Source organism: Nonomuraea sp. NPDC052116 (genome assembly GCF_040680035.1).
In the GTDB taxonomy this organism is placed as follows: Bacteria; Actinomycetota; Actinomycetes; order Streptosporangiales; family Streptosporangiaceae; genus Nonomuraea; species Nonomuraea angiospora_A.
This window is the reverse complement of sequence record NZ_JBFAWA010000043.1, coordinates 1-17980: the sequence shown is the minus strand read 5'-3', so window position 1 is coordinate 17980 and position 17980 is coordinate 1. Positions and strand designations below refer to the sequence as shown.

The window sequence follows — 17980 nt, the reverse complement described above, 5'->3', positions numbered from 1 at the left end:
GCCAAGACCGGCCCTGAGCCTGCCTGCCGGAGTGGGCCGGCCAACAGGTCAAACCCGCTGCCGCGGCACTACGTCGTGCCCGTGCTGGACCTCCTGTGCTTCGGCCTCTTCGTGGGCCACCCGTTTGTGACGTTCTGAGCCGTCAGCCCCGGCGGGTGGACGAGGCTCAGGAGGACGCCGATCTGGGCGGGCGACAGGGGCATGCCGCTGAGCAGCTCTTTCATGGGGATCATGGATCCAGCCTGACGGAGATCGCGACGCCGGGTCCAACACCGGAAAGGCCGGGATCAACGCGGATCTGTTGTTAATGTTGCCGCGTGGACCTGCATCCCCGGCTGCTCAGGGTGTTCGTGACCGTCGCCGAGGAGCTGCACTTCGGCCGTGCCGCCGCCCGACTGTACGTGGCCCAGCAGGCGCTCAGCCGTGACGTGCGGCGGCTGGAGGAGCAGCTCGGGCAGGCGCTGTTCACCAGGTCCACCCGACGGGTGGAGCTGACCCCGGCGGGAGCGCGGCTGCTGTCCGGGGCCAGGCGGCTGCTCGCGCTGCATGACGAGCTGATCGCGGAAGTCTCCAGCGCGCGGGGACCGCTGCTCGTGGACGTCAACATGCAGGGGCACGAGCCGCCGCGGCCGCTGGTCAGGGCCAGGGAACTGGCGCCGGGAGTGGAGATCCTCGCCCGCTTCCACGGCGGGCTGGCCTCCGGGGCCGCCGCCATGCGTGAGGGGCGTCTCGACGTGTCGTTCGGCCGGTTCGCCGGACTGCCCGCTTCCGTGCGCAAGGGGCTGGCCCAGGTGCCCGTACGGCTGGACCCGCTCGCCGTGCTGGTGTCCGAGGACCATCCCCTGGCCGCGCTGGAGGAGGTGCCACTCGGCGTGCTGGCCGATTTCCCGCTGGACGCCATGGCGGGCAACCCCGCGACCACCGAGTGGACCGACCTGGGCGAGCGCCTGGCGGAGGACTTCGGGCTCACCCTGGCCACGCCACACGCGCCGCCGGTCGGATCCCACGAGATGGGCCTCTACCTGCAACGGCACCGAGAGCCCGTGCTGGCCACGTCGAAGGTCGGCGGGATCCCCGGCGCCGTGGTGCGGCCGCTGGTCGATCCCGTACCGCTCGCCCTGGAGAACCTCGTCTTCCCTGAGGGCCTGCGGCATCCGGGTCTGGACGCGCTGCTCCAGGCCGTGACGGAGATCCGAGGCGTGGAACGCCGGCTGCACCGGCCGCCGCACTCCTGGCTGCCCGAGGCCGACGAGACGCTGCTGAAGCGGTCGAGACATGGTCGCGGGGATGGCGTCTCCGAGGCGGGCCCGGGTTCGGGACGGCGGTCGGCATGACCGAGGCGACCCGCAACGACATGGACGGGCACGCCCGTCGATCACGTCCCCGCGAAGATCGTCCTGACAAGCACGAAGGCCCGCTCCAGGATGTCCCTGGTGGCGGGCCTTTCGACTGTGCGCGGCCGACAGGAGTCGAACCCGTAACCTTCTGATCCGTAGTCAGATGCTCTATCCATTGAGCTACGGCCGCTCGCTGCGTAAGCAAGCATAGCGGGTTCTGCGGAGTACCTCGAACCAGATATGGCAACCGTGGGGCCCGCTCCCTCCATCTTGCCCGTGATCTCGCTGGTTGGCCGGGGGTGGCGGTACATCGAAGGGTGTATCCACAGGCGGGTCCCGCGCAGGAGGGAACAGGGCGTGTGGGGTGGTGAGATGAGGACATGAAACGGGAGGCGTTGGGGGCCGGGGTGGCCTTTGCGATGGGGGTGGTTCTCATCGCGGGTGGGGCCGCGCTCCAGCGGGGCGTGCCCGTATGGCTGCTGTGCGTGCCGCTGGCGATCACCTGTGCCGGGGTGCTGGTGCGCGAGCGGGCGCCCCTCGCCTCGCTGGGGCTGGGGGTCGTCGCGATCACGATCGACGCGTTCGTGGGGCCTTCGCTGGCGACGGTGCTGATCTTCACTGACAACCTCTATGCCGCGGCGCTTTACGGGCCGGCTCGGTTCGCTCGGTGGCTGCTCGGGATCACCGCCGTGCTGGCAGTCGCGGCCGGGGCCGTGGCCGGGTTCCTCGCCGCGGACTGGCGGATGCTCGCTGTCATGGGGGTGCAGGCGGGGCTGGTGCTGGTGACGCCCGTCACCACGGCGCTGGTGTTGCGGGAGCATCGGGATCGGGCGGCGGCGGAGCGGGAGCGGGCCGAGCAGGTGGCTCATTTGGCCGAGCTCGACCGGCAGGCGGCCGTCGCGGCGGAGCGTACGCGGATGGCGCGCGAGCTGCACGACATGATCGCGAACCATTTCAGCGCCATCGCCATCCAGTCCACCGCCGCGCTTTCGCGTAAGGATCTCGATCGGGCGACCGTGCGGAAGGTCATGGAGTCCGTACGGGAGAACAGCGTGAAGGGGCTGGCCGAGATGCGGACGATGATCGGGCTGCTGCGGCAGGAGGGTGACGACCCCGCTGAGGCCATGCGGCCTCGGCTGGCCGATGCGGAGACGTTGGTGGAGCGGGTCACGCGGGCCGGGCTGATCGCCGAGTTGCGGGTCGAGGGGGAGTCGCGGGAGTTGCCCGCGCCCGTTGACCTCGCCGGATACCGGATCCTGCAGGAGGCGCTCACCAACGCGCTCAAGCATGGGGACCCGCCCGTCCGGGTCGTCATCGCGTACGAGGCGGGGCGGGTTCTGATGAGTGTCGAGAACGCGGTCGGCGGGCGCGGGGCGCGGCTGCCTGGGGCCGGGGCAGGGCTGATCGGGATGCGGGAGCGGGTCTTGTTGGTCGGTGGTTCTTTCGAGGCCGGGGCCTCGGGGGACGGTGATCTGTGGCGGGTGTCGGCCGAGTTGCCCACCGGTGATGAGCAGCCGGTGCCGTACGCGGCCGTCCTGGGCCTTGGTTCGCGGGAAAGGGAGTCGGGGGTCGAGGCGCGGTGACGATCAAGGTGCTGGTGGCCGACGATCACGCGGCGGTCCGGGCGGGGATCGTGCTGATTCTGGACGGGGCCGAGGACATCGAGGTCGTCGGCGAGGCGGCGGACGGGGAGCAGGCCGTGGCCATGGCCCGGGAGGTGCGCCCGGACGTGGTGCTGATGGACGTGCGGATGCCGCGGCTCGACGGCATCTCGGCCACGCGGGAGCTGGCGGGGGTCAGCGATGTGCTGATCCTGACCACGTTCGATCTCGACGAGTACGTCTTCGGGGCGCTGCGGGCGGGGGCCGCCGGGTTCCTGCTGAAGAACACCGATGCCGAATCGCTGGTCGAGGCCGTACGGCTGGTGGCGCGGGGGGATGGGCTGATCTCGCCGGGGGTCACGCGGAAGCTGATCGCGGCGTTCGCCGGGCAGGCGCCGCGGAGAGAGCCGGTGGCCGACCCGGGGAGTTTGACGCCTCGGGAGCGGGAGGTGCTGGCCTGCATCGGGCGAGGGCTGTCGAACGCCGAAATCGCCAGAGAGCTGGACATGGCGGAGGCGACGACGAAGACGCATGTCAGCCGGGTGCTGAACAAGCTGGGGCTGAAGAGCCGGGTGCAGGCGGCGATTTACTACTCGGGAGAAGGGATGTAGAGGCTTAATCTGGGCGTTGTGAGCACGCCACCGCCACCGCCCCCGGAGCAGCCCGGAGAGCCCACCCCGCCTCCGGGGGAAGGGTCATCCGAGGGGCAGGCCGGTTGGGTCCCCCCGTCTCCGGGGTACGGATCCGGGCAACCGCCGTACGGGCCGCCGCCTCCGTACCCGAGCGGTCCCGGTCAGCCGCCTCACGGGCAGCCTCCATACGGTCAGCCCCCGTATGGGCAGCCGCCCTATCCTCAGGGGGCGCCGGCGGCTGGGCGTACGTCTACGGGGGTGTTCGTCGCGTTGGCGTTCGCCGGCGTGGCCATCTACAGCGTTTTCAACATCGTCATCGGGCTGCTCGTCTTCGTCGCCGCGTTCGGCACATCCGACAGCGCCACCACCCCATACCTGGCGGTCGGCGCGATCTTGCTCGCCCTCATCGGCCTGGGCGCCGGCGCGGGGCTGCAGTTCGTCCGCAAGCCGTGGACCAAAGGCATAGGCCTCGGCCTCATGATCGGATGGGCGCTCTGGTCCATCGTGACCGCCGGCTTCTGCACGGGCCTCAACCCCGGCCTGTACACCTGACATGCCCTACCACGAGATATTCGTCGGCCTGGGCGTGCTCGTGGCCTCGGTCGTCTTCGTACGGGAGGCGCGGCGGAGGGGCGCGCTCAACGAGCAGTCGCTGACCGCCGTCGCCGGCGCGCTGGTCGGGGGAGCCATCGGGATGCGGCTGGCGGGCTGGCTGGAGACGCTGGATCTCAAGGACCTCTGGCTGTACGGCTCCCGCAGCATCCTCGGCGGCCTGACCGGCGCGTACGTGGGCGTGCTGCTGGCCAAGAAGATCATCGGCTACAAGGAGCGGACGGGAGATCTGTTCGCCCCGGCCGTCGCGCTGGGCATGGCGGTCGGCAGGATCGGATGCCATCTGACCGAGGCGCCGGGCAGGCCGACCGAGCTGCCATGGGGAGTGCACGCGCCCCCGACCACTCCCGAGTGCCCCGGGTGTCTCACCGGGCAGGCCATGCACCCGTCGTTCATCTACGAGATCATCTTCCAGCTCGCCGCCTTCGCCGCGCTCCAATGGGCGCGCAAGCGGCTCACCCAGCCGGGCGAGCTGTTCACGCTCTACGTCGCCGCGTACGCCGTCTTCCGCTTCCTCGTCGAGTTCACCAGGGCGAACGAGACGGTCTGGCTCGACCTGACCAGGCCCCAGTGGTTCCTCGTCCCGAGCGTGCTGCTGCTCGCCCTCAGGCTCGGGTACGGCTGGCGGCGCGGCTACTACGATCCCCTGTTCGAGCGAAAGGTCATGGCATGAGTGCAGGCATGGGTTCGCGGGGCGACCGCATCCACAGGTACGTCAACGCGTTCTGCCCCCACTGCCACGGCCAGGACCTCGACAAGGTCGAGCGGCTGAGCGGCTATCTGGCTGAACGCGACGGCAGGATCTGGCTGGAGCGCGGCTGCCGCGAACACGGCCTAATCAAGACGTTGTATGACGAAGACCCAGAAATCCTGAAATATCTCGAAGAGTGGACCGCTCCGACCAAGCAGCACGTACCCGATGTTTCCGGGAACTTCCTCCCCATCCCTTCCGCCTACCTCCACGGCCTCCCCGAAATGCAGACCCAGCACACCTGCATTCTCCTTGAGGACATCGCCGAAGCCTGCAACCTCCGCTGCCCCACCTGCTTCGCCGACAGCTCCCCCGACCTGACCGGCATCGTCCCCGTCCAGGACATCCTCGCGAACGTCGACCAGCGCCTCGAAAGGGAGAACGGCAAGCTCGACGTCCTCATGCTGAGCGGCGGCGAGCCCACGCTCCACCCCGAGCTCAAGACCCTCCTCACCGAGCTCGAACAGCGTCCCGTCACCCGCATCCTGATCAACACCAACGGCGTCCTCGTCGCCAGGGACGACTCCCTCCTCGACCTGCTCACCGAGCACAAGGAGCGGGTGGAGGTCTACCTCCAGTACGACGGCCCGTCGGCGGAGTCCTCGAAGCACCACCGGGGCGGCGACCTGACGCGCATCAAGGCCCAGGCCGTGAGCAGGCTGTCCGAGCGGGAGATCTTCACGACCCTCGTCATGACCGTCGCGCTGGGCGTCAACGACGGTGAGATCGGCGACGTCGTACGCCTCGCCCTCGACACGCCGTACGTGGGAGGCGTGTCGATCCAGCCCCAGTTCGGGTCCGGCAGGTCGGGCGCCATCGACCCCATGGACCGGCTCACCCACACCGGCGTGCTCAAGCGCCTCGGCCCGCAGACCGACGGCCTCGTGACCTGGCGCGACCTGACCGCCCTGCCCTGCTCCCACCCCCATTGCTGCTCGGTCGGCTACCTCCTGCGCGACGACTCGAGAAGGTGGCGCTCGCTCGCCGCGCTGATCGGCCACGACCGCCTCAAGCAGAACCTGGGCCTGGTCTCCAACCGCATCGCCGACACCGAGCTGCCGCGCGAGCTGCGCCTGGCCGTACAGGAGTCGCTGCTCGGCCTGCTGTCGGAGCAGTCGTCACTGTCGCACCCGCAGATCGGCGACCTGTGGCGGACCATCAGCGAGAACTGCGATCTGGGCATCTCCACGCTGCTCGCCCTGACCGTCAGGCGGAAGAAGCTGCGCAGGATGCTGGGGGAGCGGGTGGTCCGGATCACGATCAAGCCGTTCATGGACATCTCGACCATGATCGAGGAACGGCTCGCGCAGTGCTGCGTGCACGTGGGGACGCGGGCCGAGCAGGACCAGTGCGCGCCGTTCTGCGCCGTGCAGGCCTGGCCCCAGCTCTCGCGGCAGCGCCTGTCGGCGGTGGCGGCGCGGCCGCGCGCGCCCTTCGAGCCGGTGCTCATCGAGCAGCCAGGTTCACCACGGTGAACTCTTGTCCGCCTCCGCCGGGCATGGTGTTGTAGGGGGTTGTGCCGGTGTCCCAGAAGGGCGTGTCGGAGGGCGAAGAGGATCTTCCCGGACCTTTCGCCCAGGGACCGAGCCGGCCCATTGTCCCGGTGGACAGGTCGTAGAGCACGACGGTGTCCGTTCCGCCGCGCAGCACGAAAAGGGCGTACCGGTTCCTCCCGGCGCCGCCGGCGCCATGACCTGATGTGGAGCCTGACCATGGTCGTGCGGACGTACCCCTCGGGGTCGTGCTTCTTGCGCACGCGGGGCCAGGCGTCACCCAGCCGGGCCAGGGCCTCCTGTACGAGATCGGCCGCGTCCTCGGAATTTCCGGCCAGCACGAAGCCGTACCGGAGCAGCGCGTCGCCCCGGGCTCGGACGAACTCGTCGAAATCCTCCACGAACCCAGGGATCACACGGGACGCGCTTCTGTTGCAAACCTACTCGGCGGGAACGTACAGGCTCAGCGTCTCGGCGATGCAGGCGGGCCGCTTCTCGCCCTCGATCTCGATCGTCATCTTCAGGTTGGACAGGTAGCCGGCGGGGGTGCCCTTCACGTCCGTCAGCTCGCCCACGGCCCTGATCCGGGCGCCGACCAGGATCGGCCGGGGGAAGCGGACCTTGTTGAGGCCGTAGTTGACGCCCATGGCGATGCCCTCGACCTTGACCATCGAGAACATGAACGACGGCAGCAGCGACAGGCTCAGGTAGCCGTGGGCGATCGTGGCCCCGAACGGCCCCTCCTTGGCCCGCTCCACGTCGACGTGGATCCACTGGTGGTCGTCGGTGGCGTCGGCGAAGAGGTTGACCTGGTCCTGGGTGACGGTGCGCCACTCGGTCGGGCCGAACTTCTCGCCGACGGCCGCCTTGAGCTCCTGAACATTCGCGAAGGTCCGCATGGATCCGAACGCTATTGCGCAGGCGGGACGGGTGCCAAGTTCGGCGCCGCCGCGACCTGTTGCGAAGATCTTTACTCGAAACCATCGCATAGGTGTTCGAGTCCGCGCTACAGTTCTGTGTACCGCAATCGAACAAGGGTTCGGCCTGGTGAGAGGGGGTGTGTCCGATGACGGTGCTCGCGACCGCCCCTGCTCGGACACGCCGTAGCACTTTCTTCCCAAATCTAAGACGGCCGCTATATCCGGCAATAAAGTCCGAGAGCGTGGACCCTGTGCGAAACCCCTACGCCCCCGGAGCCGGCCAGCGTCCGCCGGAGCTCGCCGGGCGCGACCGAGAGCTGCAGCAGTTCGAGGTCGTGCTGGAGCGGGTGGCCCGCGGCCGTCCCGAGCGCAGCATGGTCGTCACCGGCCTGCGAGGGGTCGGTAAGACCGTCCTGCTCAACACGTTCAAGTCCATGGCCATGCAGCGGCTGTGGGGCACGGGCAAGATCGAGGCCCGGCCCGACCAGTCGATCCGGCGCCCCGTGGCGGCCGCGCTGCACATGGCCATCCGGGAGCTGGCGCCGCGCCACCGCGCCCCCGAGCGCATCGAGGAGTTCCTCGGCGTGCTCAAGGCGTTCGCGATGCGCGATCCGGCGGCGGCCAAGGGCACCTCGCACTGGTCGCCCGGCATCGAGGTGCCTGCCAGCCGCGGGCGCGCCGACTCCGGCGACCTGGAGATCGACCTCACCGAGCTGTTCGTCGACGCCGCGAGCGTGGCCACCGACCTGGCCGTGGGCATCGCGCTCTTCATCGACGAGATGCAGGACGTCCCGGCCGCCGACGTCTCCGCGCTCTGCGCCGCCTGCCACGAGCTGTCCCAGACGGGCGGGCCGCTGATCGTGGTGGGGGCCGGGCTGCCGCACCTGCCGAGCGTGCTGTCGGCCAGCAAGAGCTACTCCGAGCGGCTCTTCCGCTACGCGCGCATCGACAAGCTCGACCGCGAGGCGGCCGACATGGCACTGATCCTGCCGGCGCGGGAGGAAGAGGTGGAGTTCACCCAGGAGGCCCTCGACGCCCTCTACGAGGCGGCCGACGGCTACCCCTACTTCGTGCAGGCGTACGGCAAGGTCGCCTGGGACCTGGCGCCGCGCAGCCCGATCACCATCGAAGACGTCAAGGTCTCCGCGCCGGAGGCCGAGGAGGAGCTCGCGGTCGGGTTCTTCGGCAGCCGCTACGAGCGGGCCACCCCGGCCGAACGCGACTACATGCACGCCATGGCGCAGATCGGCGACGAGCCGGTCGCCACCGCGGAGGTGGCCGACGCCCTCGGGCGAAAGCCGTCCAGCCTCTCGCCCGCCCGTGACAGCCTCATCAAGAAAGGGCTCATCTACAGCGCCGAGCGCGGTCTGATCGCGTTCACGGTGCCGCACTTCGGGAAGTTCCTGCGCGCTCAGCCGATCTGAGCGACGCCCCTAGACCTCTATTGGGCTGTCTAGTGGGGAAGCTAGACAGCCCAATAGAGCTATATCGCCATGCCTGTCGAGCGGAATCTAACGCTTTCTAGCGTCAGGCCGATACTGGCGTATATTCCGGCAGAGTCCCGTTGCCCGCCGCGCTGACCACGGCCATCCGCACCGCCGGGCGCCGACCGCTGAGGTAGACGGCGAAGACCACGTCGTCCGCTTCGTGGTTGCGGAAGGCGTAGAAGCGCCAGCACAGCTCGCGCCAGCTGTCGTATGGCTCGGCCGAGGTCAGCTCGCCCGCGTGGGCCCGCCAGGTGCCGCTCGACCTGAGCCTGGCCAGCGTGACCGACTCGGCGGGGCCGCGGCGCTGCTCGCAGGGGGCGCGGAACCGTACGCGGTCGATCAGCTCCTCGATCTCCGGGGAGAGGAGCGCGAGCACGGCCACGCCCGCGACCGTCAGCCACTGCGGGTGGACCACGGCCACCCACCCCGGCACCGGCGCCCACACCGACAACCCGGCCATCCCGGTCAGCGCGACCGTCCGGCCGACCGAACGCAGTCCGACCGGCGCCGAGCTCACCTCGCCGAAGCAGCCGCAGCCCGCGTCCGGCCGGCGTCTGCGCAGCTCCAGCAGTACATACGTGGACAGGGCGAAGAACGCGACCGTACCCCACCGGAAGAACGGATGCGTCGTGACCAGCAGCCCCACGGCCAGGAACAGCTCACCCGCCGCGCAGACCAGCAGCGCGACGGCCTGCATCCGCCCCGGCACCAGGACCGCGGGCCCCAGCCTGGACAGCGAGCCGGGTTCGCCTCCCGTGCGCACGGTGATCATCTTGGCCACCATGCCCAAGAGGAGCAGCGCGATCAGAAGCGGCAGCTGCGATTCGAACACGTGCCCGTCACCCCAATCCGATCTGAGCGTTGAAACAGCCTTTGACCAGGTCGCCGCCGAGCTCCACGTAGGAGAACGGCGACAGCTCCACGACCCGTCCGCGCGGCGACGTGTCGCACTCGACGCAGCGGTCGCAGAAGCGCCCCGCCACGCACCCGCACGCCACCACGGGAACGTTGGCGTTCCGCTGCGAGCACAGGTTCCTGACCTGGAGCAGCGACCCGACGGCGAGGAACGGCAGCCCGGTGCACGACACGCCGGCGTCGGGACAGCCGGTGTCGGAGCGCTCCAGCATCGGGTACGCGGCGCCGCGCTCTTCCTCGTCGAACGTGTCCGACCAGGTGGCGGGGCCCGAGATGCGGGACTGCAGCCCGGCGTACGCGGGCGGCGGGGTGGGCACCGCGCGGGCCGGGTAAGGGGGCTGCGAGGTCGCGGGCAACATGGCCAGGCTCGTCCCGTTCTGCCTGATCCCGATCGCGTCGAACAGGTAACCGGGCTCGAACTTGGGATGCCGCACCTGCAGCCGCCCCGACGCCCGGTAGGGGATGACGACCGTACGGTGGCCCCGGTGCGGGCCGCAGTCGAGCTCGACCGTCAGGTCCCTGCGCCCGCTGATCGACAGGATCGTCCCGGTGATGCGGGTGGTGTCCGCCCAGATGCGCTCCACCACGCGTCCGTCACGCGTACGCATGACGACCATGGAACCCGCGGGGAGGTCGGCGGGAGCGGCGTCCTTCCCGTGCCAGGCGGTGGCCCAGGGGGCGATCACGAGCCGTTCCTCGGCGCCCTCGGGGGTCTCGATGATGATCAGATGCGGGCTGACGTCCTTGATCTCGCCGGCGACAGCGCGTAAAGGCTCCCCATTGTCCGGGTCAGGACCGGGAACGCCGGATTCGCGACCGAGCGCGGCCGCGGCGAGCACCCGGCGGCGCTCAACGCTCGGATACCCCATCGGCCCCTCCCTCGTCGGTACTAGATTCACACGACTTGGGCGTAGCTCACACCGTAGCGGCGCAGACGGGATCAAAATACGCATCCCCGGGGAAGTGAGATGACACCCGGCGTCGAACAAACCGCCACCGACCTTGACCTACCTTTATCGTCGGCGGGCCGAAACCTGAATTCTGGTTCAGGCTCAATAGAGCATCAGGCTGCGATTCTGGCCACGATGCAGACCACCGGTTGGGAAGACGAGTTCCGCGAGTACGTGAGGGCGCGCGGTCCTGCTCTGCTGCGCGCGGCCCACCAGCTCACCGGACACCCGCTGGACGCGGAGGATCTGCTGCAGAACGCGCTGACCAAGACGTACCTGGCCTGGGACCGCATCGAAGACCGGGGGGCGCTCGACGGGTACGTGCGGCGGGCCATGGTGAACATCAACATCTCGCAGTGGCGGCGGCGCAGGCTGGAGGAGTATCCCTCGGACGATCTGCCCGAGGTGTGCTGCACCTCCGAGGAGCCGCACGGGGACGTGCACGAGCAGCTGGAACAGGCTCTGGAGGAGCTGCCGGAGCGGATGCGGGCGGCGATCGTGCTGCGGTATTACGAGGACATGACCGAGCCGGAGATCGCCAGGACGCTGGGGATCAGTGTGGGCACGGTAAAGAGCACGGTGTCGCGCGCGATGGCCAAGCTCAGGAACGCGCTGGGCCTTCCATCGCACGGGCACGGCTCATGACCTTCGATCTACGACCTCGGCCTCATGGGGCTTCGGCTTGCACGCTCATGGCGGCTCGCCCCTGGGCTGCGGCTTCTTCCGGCTGCTGTGCGGCCATCTCCGCGCACGCTGCCGCGGCCTGAGCCCCACTTGCCCCTGCGGTGGCGCAGGGCCGTACCACGTCCCTGATCTTCCGCAGCGTGGCCAGGAACGTCTCCAGCTCCTCCGCGCCCAGCAGCCCGGTGAACCAGTCGTCGATGTCCTGCACGTGCTGCGGCAGCACGGACTCCAGCCGCGCCCGCCCGGTCTCGGTGAGTACGGCGTAGGAGGCCCTGCGGTCGCTGGGACACGCCTGCCGGGTCACCAGCCCTTCCCGCTCCAGCCGGTCGACGACCCTGGTCACCCCACTCGTCGACAGCTCGGTCTGCGCGGCCAGATCGCTCATCCGCAGCCGCTGTCCTGGGGAGCGGCCCAGCCGGAGTACGGTCTCGAAATCGATCTCCGACAACCCCGCGCCGCCGAGCACAGGCTGAAGTCTGGCCAGCAGCCCCCCATGCACCTCCGTCAGAAGTCCAACGGCCGTCAGCCGGTGGTCGTCAAAGTTCATCACCCTCATAGCGTAACCGACGATAGTTGACGTGCGGAATATTCCTCGTGTAGAAATTTGTTGCCGCAGACATCCGCACAGCAACGAACCCCAACCGAGGAGAACCCCGATGACCACCACCCGCACCTGGGAGTCCCTGACCATCCCCGCCGCCGGCACCTACAACTTGGACGTGGCTCACACCCGCATCGGTTTCGTGGTCAAGCACATGATGGTCAGCAAGGTCCGTGGCCACTTCGGCTCCTTCAGCGGCTCGGTCACGATCGCCGAGAACCCGCTCGAGTCGACCGCCGAGCTCACGATCCAGGCCGACAGCATCGACACCGGGGTCGCCGACCGCGACGGCCACCTCCGCAGTGACGACTTCCTGGCCACGGAGAAGTTCCCGGCGATCACCTTCAGGAGCACCCGCGTGGTCGGCCACTCGGGCGACGAGTTCACCGTCGCCGGTGACCTGACCGTGCGTGATGTCACCAAGGAGGTCGAGCTCACGGTCGAGTACGGCGGCGCCGGCACCAACCCGTGGGGCGCTCCGGTCTGGGGCTTCTCGATCACCACGGAGTTCGACCGCGAGGAGTTCGGCCTGACCTGGAACCAGGCCCTGGAGACCGGCGGCGTCCTGGTGGGCAAGAAGGTAAAGATTGAGATCGAGGGCGAGGCCAACCCGGCCGCGTAACCCGGTTATCCACAGCCCCGAAGCCCGTCCACGCTCTGGGCGGGCTTCATCCACAGGCAGTTACCCACAGGCTGTTGATAACTCTTGGCGAAGGACGGGGATCAATCACTTTGCTGCCTCGCCAGAAGGCCGGTACGCTGTCCTGAGCCGCGAAGGCTTCCAGGAGGATTCGCCTAGTCAGGTCTATGGCGCCGCACTGCTAATGCGGTTTGGGTTTACCGCCCATCCGGGGTTCAAATCCCCGATCCTCCGCAGGCGGAAGGCCCTCTCCCCGAGTACGGGGAGAGGGCCTTTTGATCTCTGTGGGCGTCAGGGTTGCAGTTTGGGTTACAGCTGCCCGTCAGGGCGTGCCCCAGAGGGCCTGGTCCATGCGGTTGCTGGCGTCCTTCACCTGGAGAGTCGCCACATGGGTGTAGCGCTCTGTGGTCGTCACCCGGGTGTGGCCGAGGATCTATGACCAGCGGAGTCCGAGAGCTTCGCCTTGCCGGATGCCGAGCGCCAGAGCGACGGACCAGCGAGCGCCGTTCCTCCTGGTCGTGGCGACGTCGAGGATGCGCCGCGCCTCTTCTCCTGTCAGGGGTTCGATCTTCGTTGTGGCGGCGGAAGGCGCGTCCACCAACGTGGCTACGTTTCGTGCGACGCGTCTCCGCCGTACTGCGATCGTGAGGGCACGAGACAGGATGCGGTGGACCTTGAGAACGCTGCTGGAGGAGAGGCCCTCTTCGAGCATCGCGGTATAGGCGGTGTCCAGGTGCTCAGGGGCGAGCCGATCGAGGCGACGCTTGCCGAGGAGCGGCACGATCCAATTCCTCGTCTTGGATCGTTAGTCCGTCAGCGTGCGCGGCGCCATTTTCTCCGAGAGGACCAGGCGCTCGCAGATCACATAGAGGAACTCCGCCATCCATTCGGCGACGGTCGGAGCACGGCCCGCCTTGCTCACACGCCCTGACTCTCGCTGGTATTCCAGCTCGCGGACCTTGCGCGTCACCTCCGCCTCTGTCTTGCCCCTACGGTGGCGGCGATCAGGTGACCCGTCCGGCTAGATGCCGACTCCCCGGCCCTCCGCCCGCCCGCCGTCCGGGCGTGCGGCCTGGGGGCCGGTCCCGGACGGCGCGGGACGCCGGGCCGGGCACCGCACGCCGCCCCCGCCGTACCGACCGGACGCACCGGCCGGGGTTGTCACACCGCCGCACCCAAGCAGCTCTTACGATCGCCGCGGCATGGCTGTTCGCCGTACACGGTAGGGGGCGATCGACGATCCAGGGTTCGTTCCTTACCCTGGCTCACCGAGTAACGTGGCCGATCGCCGAGCTTGACCCCAGAACCGGCGGATTGCAGGGTGACGAGCTATGGGCAGGAGGCGCTACGTTGCCAGAGGCGTTCCCGGCGGCTACCGGATCTGGGACAACAAGGTGCGACGCTGGTGGGGCGACCTCTACGAGTCATGCCCCGACGATTTGCTCGACGAGTTGAACGGCGCGCGTGACTACGACAAAATCACGGCGCTCCTCAAACGTTATCGAGCTATGAAGCGGTAGGAGGTGCTCCTCTCCAGGCGAAGGTTTTGCCAGGCGATGCCCGATATGCCATCCCATGGCTTCCAGCCGTGCCAAAGGACCAGTGGGGTGTCTGTAGCCGTCCGTGTGCCAGTCGGAACGGATCATCGGGTAACCGCCAGCGGCCAGTCGGTGGTACGGCTGACGTGCCGACATGGCATGTCGTCAGGGACCAAAGCTCCAGACGTTGCCAACGGGGCGCCCGCCGCGCCGCAGCACGGTGCCAAGAAGGCCAGTGAGGTCATCGTCTACGTGGGCGAGAAGTTCGTCACCGAAGACACATAAGGATGTTTCCCGCCAGTTGCCGAACGTGCCCATCCGGAGGTCCTCGGTGACTTGGATGACGTGTTCATCGATGAGGTAGGCGTAACTCGTCCACGGGGGCTGCCCTGGCCCGCCGACGCGGGTTGGGTCGAGGCGAGAGCCGCTGACGTACCACTTGAGGCGGTAGAGCCGGTCGCCGGGCCGAGCGCTGGCACGTAATCCGCGCGCGACGATCTCCTCTACCTCTGGCCTCTAGCGTGGTGTCGAGGCTAAGCACGGTTCGGGTGAAGGGAATCACTTCGACACCGAGTACCGACGCGCGGGGCGCGCTAGTCGTGCCCTTCAGATGCCGGCGGCGCCGTACTGCACCCCGAGGTTGGCACCCCGGCGTGTGCGTTGTGCCGTCGTGAGCTTGTGGCTCGAGGTGCGCCATCAGCCGCGATCGAGACGGCTACCCGATATGTCCGCTGAGAAAGCGCACGTCAACCGGCACGCATGCGTGCTCGCTCACGCTTCCATCACCCGAGAAGGAGAACCCATGCGTACCCTTACCGTCCTGCCTGGCGCCCTGATCGCCGGCCTGCTGCTGGCAGGCTGTGCCCCTACTGCCAAAGGACTGCTGTCCGCCCCCGCCTCCACGAGTGGCACACCCTCGGCAGCCGCGACCACCTCCGCCAGCCCGGCCTCGTTCACGCACACGCCTGACCTTGAGGAATTCAGCCTCCGCGTGAAGGTCCTAGAAAAGAAGTGCTACGGCAGTGCCGGCTGCAACGTCACCTACAGCATCCGCGTCAGCTACTCCGGACCGGCTCTGAACCCGGACCAGGAGTACCAGGTCACCTATGAGGTGACCGGCCTCGAGGACGGCCCGGCCGTCAACACGTTCACGATTCAGGGGGATGAGGTGAGCTACCAGGAGGAGGAGTTCGCCTCGACTCCGTCCTCGTCCAGGACGCTCAAAGCGAAGGCGACGGAGGTGGAACGCCTCGGCCTGTAGATGGCGCTATATGGCTGCCGCGCCCGCCTGGCGGTGGACCATGCCGGACCTTTGCCGGACCGTTAGGCCCGGCAATCATCGGTCTTGCCGGTCGTCATCAGTAGGGAGACGAGTGGGTTGACCGGGGGTTTCGGTACTCATCGATCACGACCGGCTCTAGGCGATCACAGCGGACAGAGGACTGCTAGTGCGGTTGGGTTTACCGCCCATCCGGGGTTCAAATCCCCGATCCTCCACAGGCGGAGGTCCCTCTCCCGTAGTTGGGAGAGGACCCTTTTTTTGATCTTCTATGGGCAGCGGGTTGCAGACACTCGGCGAGATGTGGCGCAGCTTCGTCTCGCTGCTCTCCGGCTCGGGCACGCCTCATAGGTCATCTCGGTCTGGTCGGCCGCAGCAACACCACCGTCACCGAGAGCTGCTCCGCCCCGGTGCTCTTGGAAGGGCCCATGCATTGGATATTTCCTGAGCGGTGATGCATGGACCATCATCTGTAGCCTCACCCAACCGACGGATGGTCGTGGAAGCGCAGCAGCGGAACTCGCCGTAGTGGTGTTCGTAGTCTCGTCCTTCTTGGCTGGTTGTTCCTCGTTGTGGCCGGCTGGGTCGTTCTCACCGGAACAGGGGGCGATGCGACCACAGCGGTCATCGCGCTGGTGGGCGTGGGGCTGGGGTTTCTCATCACAGCCGTCGTGCTGGCGATCGAGGACCTTAACCGTCACTGACCAGGGAGACCCCAGAGGGCGTCTTTCATCTGGAGGGTTGCTACGTGGGGGTGGCGCGCCCGGTGGTGGTCACACAGGTGTGGCCGAGGATTTCCTGAACGCCTTGTTCGATGAGAAGGGCTGGGCGTCCCGTACGACGGCCTGCTTGAGGATGGACTTCCGCTGCTTCCAGTCCTCCGTGCGCTCGATCGGGGCCGCCAAGCTTCGTGGTGAAGGCCAGATCATGATCGGTCCACCTGTTCCCAGCCTTGAGGCGTTCCGCGGTCTGGGCCTTCTTGCGCCCGTAGGAGGGTCAGGAGCGCGGCAGGCGGTGTCCCGCGGGCGATCGGGTCGGATGCTGTGTCGGTGTCAGCCGTCGTGTCAGCACGCCAACCGCCCGGTATCAGAGCGGTCGGCGACAGTGAATGCACAGAGCGCGAACCGGGGCACGCCCAGCTCGCCCCCGCCTCTCGTGGAAGCCCATTTCATAACAGAGCCAAGGGAGTACGCCACCATGTCCATCACCCTTTCCGACCAGGACAAGCTCACCCTGCGGACCGCCGCGTGGGGTGCCGTCTCCCTGATGTCCGCCGCCGGCGCCGCCGGCTCGTCCCACAAGGTCGCCACCGAAGGCTCCATCGCCCTGACCTCCGCGACCGGCGTGGTCGGGCATGTGCTCACCAAGGCGCCCAAGGGCGTGAAGTACGGCAAGTCCGTCGCCGACCTCGCCGACCTGGTGCTGCCGGCCCTGACCGCATCCATGAGCCTGCTCAAGCAGCAGGACCCGGCTGAGGCCGACAACTTCCGCAGCACCGTCAGCGTCGCCCTCGAAGCAGCCGCCCGTACCCACCAGGGCCGGCCCAGCCCCACCCTGGCCGAGATGACCCGCAAGATCACCGCAGCGCTCGACGCTGCTTGATGGGATGTCAACCTCGTGTCGCGGGGTCCGCTCCGGACCCCGCGACAAGGCGGCGTGATGGGTCAGGCACGGGTCGAGCCTCGCCACCGGGTGGCCAGGCTGGTTACTGACAGGTCGTGTTCAGGTGCTCAGGGGCGCCTCACCGCAGCCATCTCAGAGGGCCGGCGAACGGGAGCTCACGTTCCTGGCATTGGCACCTTTCCCGCGGATTCCCCGCCGGGGAGGTTGCCGGACCGTCACAGGGCCAGGTCCCTCAGATCCTCTGGATGAACTACCGAGTCGAGATCATGCCCGCACAGGTGGACACCGTCAATTCGCAAGCGGGTCCGCCCAACCAAACCCTAGGCGTTGATCGACTTGCCTAGCGCGCTGCCCGCGAGCCAGTCATCCCATGACTTCGCCCACGGCGTCGGCCCGTTGCCGAACTCGAGCTTCCGCGACGTCCCCGTGACCTCGATGATGTCTCCCCGCTGCGTGAAGTTGTAGAACCAGCGGGCGTTGGCCATGCTGGCGTTCACGCAGCCATGGCTGACGTTGCTGTTGCCCTGCGCGCCGGTCGACCAGGGCGCGGCATGGAAGAACATGCCGCTGTAGGTCATCCGGACATTCCACTTGGTATGGGCGTAGTACTCGCCGGGCCTGCCGATGGTGGCCGAGTCCATGAGGGTCGACGCGGCCTTCTCCTGGGCGATCATGACGCCGGACCAGCTCTCGTCGCCCTTCTTGCCCAGGCTGACCGGGATGGCCTTGACGACCTCGCCGTTCTCCCGCACGACCGCCCGGTGGGTGGCATTGCGGATCTTGGTGATGTGCTCGTCGCCGACGGTGAACGTCAGGCTGCGGTCCCTGGTGCCCCACAGGTCCCGGCCCGCCCGCAGCCCGGCCAGGTGCGCGACCACCGTGACCTTCTCGCCGACCGGCCAGTACTCGCGCGGCCT

The 17980-nt window shown here is 68.2% G+C and carries 22 protein-coding genes, 2 tRNA genes, 1 pseudogene and 1 riboswitch; of the genes and pseudogenes, 14 read left to right on the top strand and 11 right to left on the bottom strand.

The genetic code is table 11. From position 1 onward, the window contains the following. Positions 1 to 68: 68 nt before the first annotated feature. Positions 69 to 233 carry a hypothetical protein gene (locus AB0L65_RS52495; RefSeq protein ID WP_364263093.1) on the bottom strand — a complete coding sequence of 55 codons (165 nt, stop codon included), beginning with the start codon at positions 231 to 233 and terminating at the stop codon, positions 69 to 71. Positions 234 to 317: 84 nt separating this feature from the next. Between AB0L65_RS52495 and AB0L65_RS52490 the strand changes: the two genes are divergently transcribed. Beyond that, complete coding sequence (locus AB0L65_RS52490; RefSeq protein WP_364263090.1) at positions 318 to 1334, top strand: LysR family transcriptional regulator; 1017 nt, start codon at positions 318 to 320, stop codon at positions 1332 to 1334. 120 nt (positions 1335 to 1454) lie between these two features. On the opposite strand, the gene AB0L65_RS52485 is transcribed toward AB0L65_RS52490, so the two are convergent. Continuing rightward, positions 1455 to 1527: transfer RNA gene (locus tag AB0L65_RS52485), tRNA-Arg, on the bottom strand. Between the two features lie 229 nt (positions 1528 to 1756). Here AB0L65_RS52485 and AB0L65_RS52480 point away from each other — a divergent pair. From AB0L65_RS52480 to AB0L65_RS52460, 5 genes are all read left to right on the top strand, one after another. Then, on the top strand, positions 1757 to 2920 hold the full coding sequence (locus AB0L65_RS52480; RefSeq protein WP_364263087.1) for a histidine kinase: 1164 nt from the start codon (positions 1757 to 1759) through the stop codon (positions 2918 to 2920). Beyond that, positions 2917 to 3549 (top strand): response regulator transcription factor, encoded by a 633-nt coding sequence (locus AB0L65_RS52475; protein WP_364263084.1) that lies wholly within the window; start codon positions 2917 to 2919, stop codon positions 3547 to 3549. The genes AB0L65_RS52480 and AB0L65_RS52475 overlap by 4 nt, the downstream gene beginning before the upstream one ends. Positions 3550 to 3828: 279 nt before the next feature. Beyond that, positions 3829 to 4122 (top strand): hypothetical protein, encoded by a 294-nt coding sequence (locus AB0L65_RS52470; protein WP_350732493.1) that lies wholly within the window; start codon positions 3829 to 3831, stop codon positions 4120 to 4122. A gap of 1 nt (position 4123) precedes the next feature. Then, positions 4124 to 4855, top strand: a complete 732-nt coding sequence (locus AB0L65_RS52465; protein ID WP_364263081.1) for a prolipoprotein diacylglyceryl transferase family protein — start codon at positions 4124 to 4126, stop codon at positions 4853 to 4855. Beyond that, a complete protein-coding gene (locus AB0L65_RS52460; RefSeq protein WP_364263078.1) occupies positions 4852 to 6408 on the top strand; it encodes a radical SAM protein in 1557 nt (518 codons plus the stop codon). Before AB0L65_RS52465 ends, AB0L65_RS52460 begins: the two co-directional genes overlap by 4 nt. A 257-nt stretch (positions 6409 to 6665) precedes the next feature. Here AB0L65_RS52460 and AB0L65_RS52455 read toward each other — a convergent pair. After that, positions 6666 to 6767: pseudogene (locus tag AB0L65_RS52455) on the bottom strand (sigma factor); the annotation flags it as partial. A gap of 99 nt (positions 6768 to 6866) precedes the next feature. Beyond that, complete coding sequence (locus AB0L65_RS52450) at positions 6867 to 7325, bottom strand: MaoC family dehydratase (protein ID WP_350732503.1); 459 nt, start codon at positions 7323 to 7325, stop codon at positions 6867 to 6869. Positions 7326 to 7588: 263 nt separating this feature from the next. Here AB0L65_RS52450 and AB0L65_RS52445 point away from each other — a divergent pair, with 263 nt between their 5' ends. Next, positions 7589 to 8770, top strand: coding sequence for an ATP-binding protein (locus AB0L65_RS52445; RefSeq protein ID WP_350732505.1), 1182 nt, complete (start codon positions 7589 to 7591; stop codon positions 8768 to 8770). A 103-nt stretch (positions 8771 to 8873) separates the two neighbouring features. Here the strand turns inward: AB0L65_RS52445 and AB0L65_RS52440 are convergent, their stop codons facing one another. After that, positions 8874 to 9665, bottom strand: a complete 792-nt coding sequence (locus AB0L65_RS52440; protein WP_364263075.1) for a MauE/DoxX family redox-associated membrane protein — start codon at positions 9663 to 9665, stop codon at positions 8874 to 8876. Between the two features lie 7 nt (positions 9666 to 9672). Further along, positions 9673 to 10617 (bottom strand): hypothetical protein, encoded by a 945-nt coding sequence (locus AB0L65_RS52435; protein WP_364263072.1) that lies wholly within the window; start codon positions 10615 to 10617, stop codon positions 9673 to 9675. 216 nt (positions 10618 to 10833) lie between these two features. Between AB0L65_RS52435 and AB0L65_RS52430 the strand changes: the two genes are divergently transcribed. Beyond that, a complete protein-coding gene (locus AB0L65_RS52430; RefSeq protein WP_350732510.1) occupies positions 10834 to 11343 on the top strand; it encodes a SigE family RNA polymerase sigma factor in 510 nt (169 codons plus the stop codon). 22 nt (positions 11344 to 11365) lie between these two features. Here AB0L65_RS52430 and AB0L65_RS52425 read toward each other — a convergent pair whose 3' ends face one another. Beyond that, positions 11366 to 11929, bottom strand: a complete 564-nt coding sequence (locus tag AB0L65_RS52425) for a MarR family transcriptional regulator (RefSeq protein WP_364263330.1) — start codon at positions 11927 to 11929, stop codon at positions 11366 to 11368. 109 nt (positions 11930 to 12038) lie between these two features. Here AB0L65_RS52425 and AB0L65_RS52420 point away from each other — a divergent pair, with 109 nt between their 5' ends. Together AB0L65_RS52420 and AB0L65_RS52415 are read left to right on the top strand one after the other, a co-directional pair. Beyond that, positions 12039 to 12605: a YceI family protein gene (locus AB0L65_RS52420; protein WP_363977288.1), complete on the top strand. Its 567-nt coding sequence runs from the start codon at positions 12039 to 12041 to the stop codon at positions 12603 to 12605. Between the two features lie 162 nt (positions 12606 to 12767). After that, a tRNA-Ser gene (locus AB0L65_RS52415) sits at positions 12768 to 12857 on the top strand. Between the two features lie 199 nt (positions 12858 to 13056). On the opposite strand, the gene AB0L65_RS52410 is transcribed toward AB0L65_RS52415, so the two are convergent. Then, positions 13057 to 13404: a hypothetical protein gene (locus tag AB0L65_RS52410; RefSeq protein WP_364263069.1), complete on the bottom strand. Its 348-nt coding sequence runs from the start codon at positions 13402 to 13404 to the stop codon at positions 13057 to 13059. Between the two features lie 24 nt (positions 13405 to 13428). Beyond that, a complete protein-coding gene (locus AB0L65_RS52405; RefSeq protein WP_364263066.1) occupies positions 13429 to 13593 on the bottom strand; it encodes a hypothetical protein in 165 nt (54 codons plus the stop codon). Positions 13594 to 13954: 361 nt separating this feature from the next. Between AB0L65_RS52405 and AB0L65_RS52400 the strand changes: the two genes are divergently transcribed. Further along, positions 13955 to 14143, top strand: coding sequence for a hypothetical protein (locus AB0L65_RS52400; RefSeq protein WP_364263063.1), 189 nt, complete (start codon positions 13955 to 13957; stop codon positions 14141 to 14143). Positions 14144 to 14326: 183 nt separating this feature from the next. Here AB0L65_RS52400 and AB0L65_RS52395 read toward each other — a convergent pair whose 3' ends face one another. Beyond that, positions 14327 to 14659, bottom strand: coding sequence for a DUF2716 domain-containing protein (locus tag AB0L65_RS52395; protein ID WP_364263327.1), 333 nt, complete (start codon positions 14657 to 14659; stop codon positions 14327 to 14329). Between the two features lie 304 nt (positions 14660 to 14963). Here AB0L65_RS52395 and AB0L65_RS52390 point away from each other — a divergent pair, with 304 nt between their 5' ends. From AB0L65_RS52390 to AB0L65_RS52380, 3 genes are all read left to right on the top strand, one after another. Continuing rightward, a complete protein-coding gene (locus AB0L65_RS52390) occupies positions 14964 to 15422 on the top strand; it encodes a hypothetical protein (protein WP_364263060.1) in 459 nt (152 codons plus the stop codon). A 578-nt stretch (positions 15423 to 16000) separates the two neighbouring features. Further along, positions 16001 to 16144 (top strand): hypothetical protein, encoded by a 144-nt coding sequence (locus tag AB0L65_RS52385; RefSeq protein WP_364263057.1) that lies wholly within the window; start codon positions 16001 to 16003, stop codon positions 16142 to 16144. Positions 16145 to 16637: 493 nt separating this feature from the next. Continuing rightward, a complete protein-coding gene (locus tag AB0L65_RS52380) occupies positions 16638 to 17042 on the top strand; it encodes a hypothetical protein (RefSeq protein WP_364263054.1) in 405 nt (134 codons plus the stop codon). A gap of 173 nt (positions 17043 to 17215) precedes the next feature. Next, a riboswitch (SAM riboswitch) is annotated at positions 17216 to 17315 on the bottom strand. A 68-nt stretch (positions 17316 to 17383) separates the two neighbouring features. Here AB0L65_RS52380 and AB0L65_RS52375 read toward each other — a convergent pair. Then, on the bottom strand, positions 17384 to 17980 hold a 597-nt coding region (locus AB0L65_RS52375; protein ID WP_364263051.1), incomplete at its 5' end, for a L,D-transpeptidase.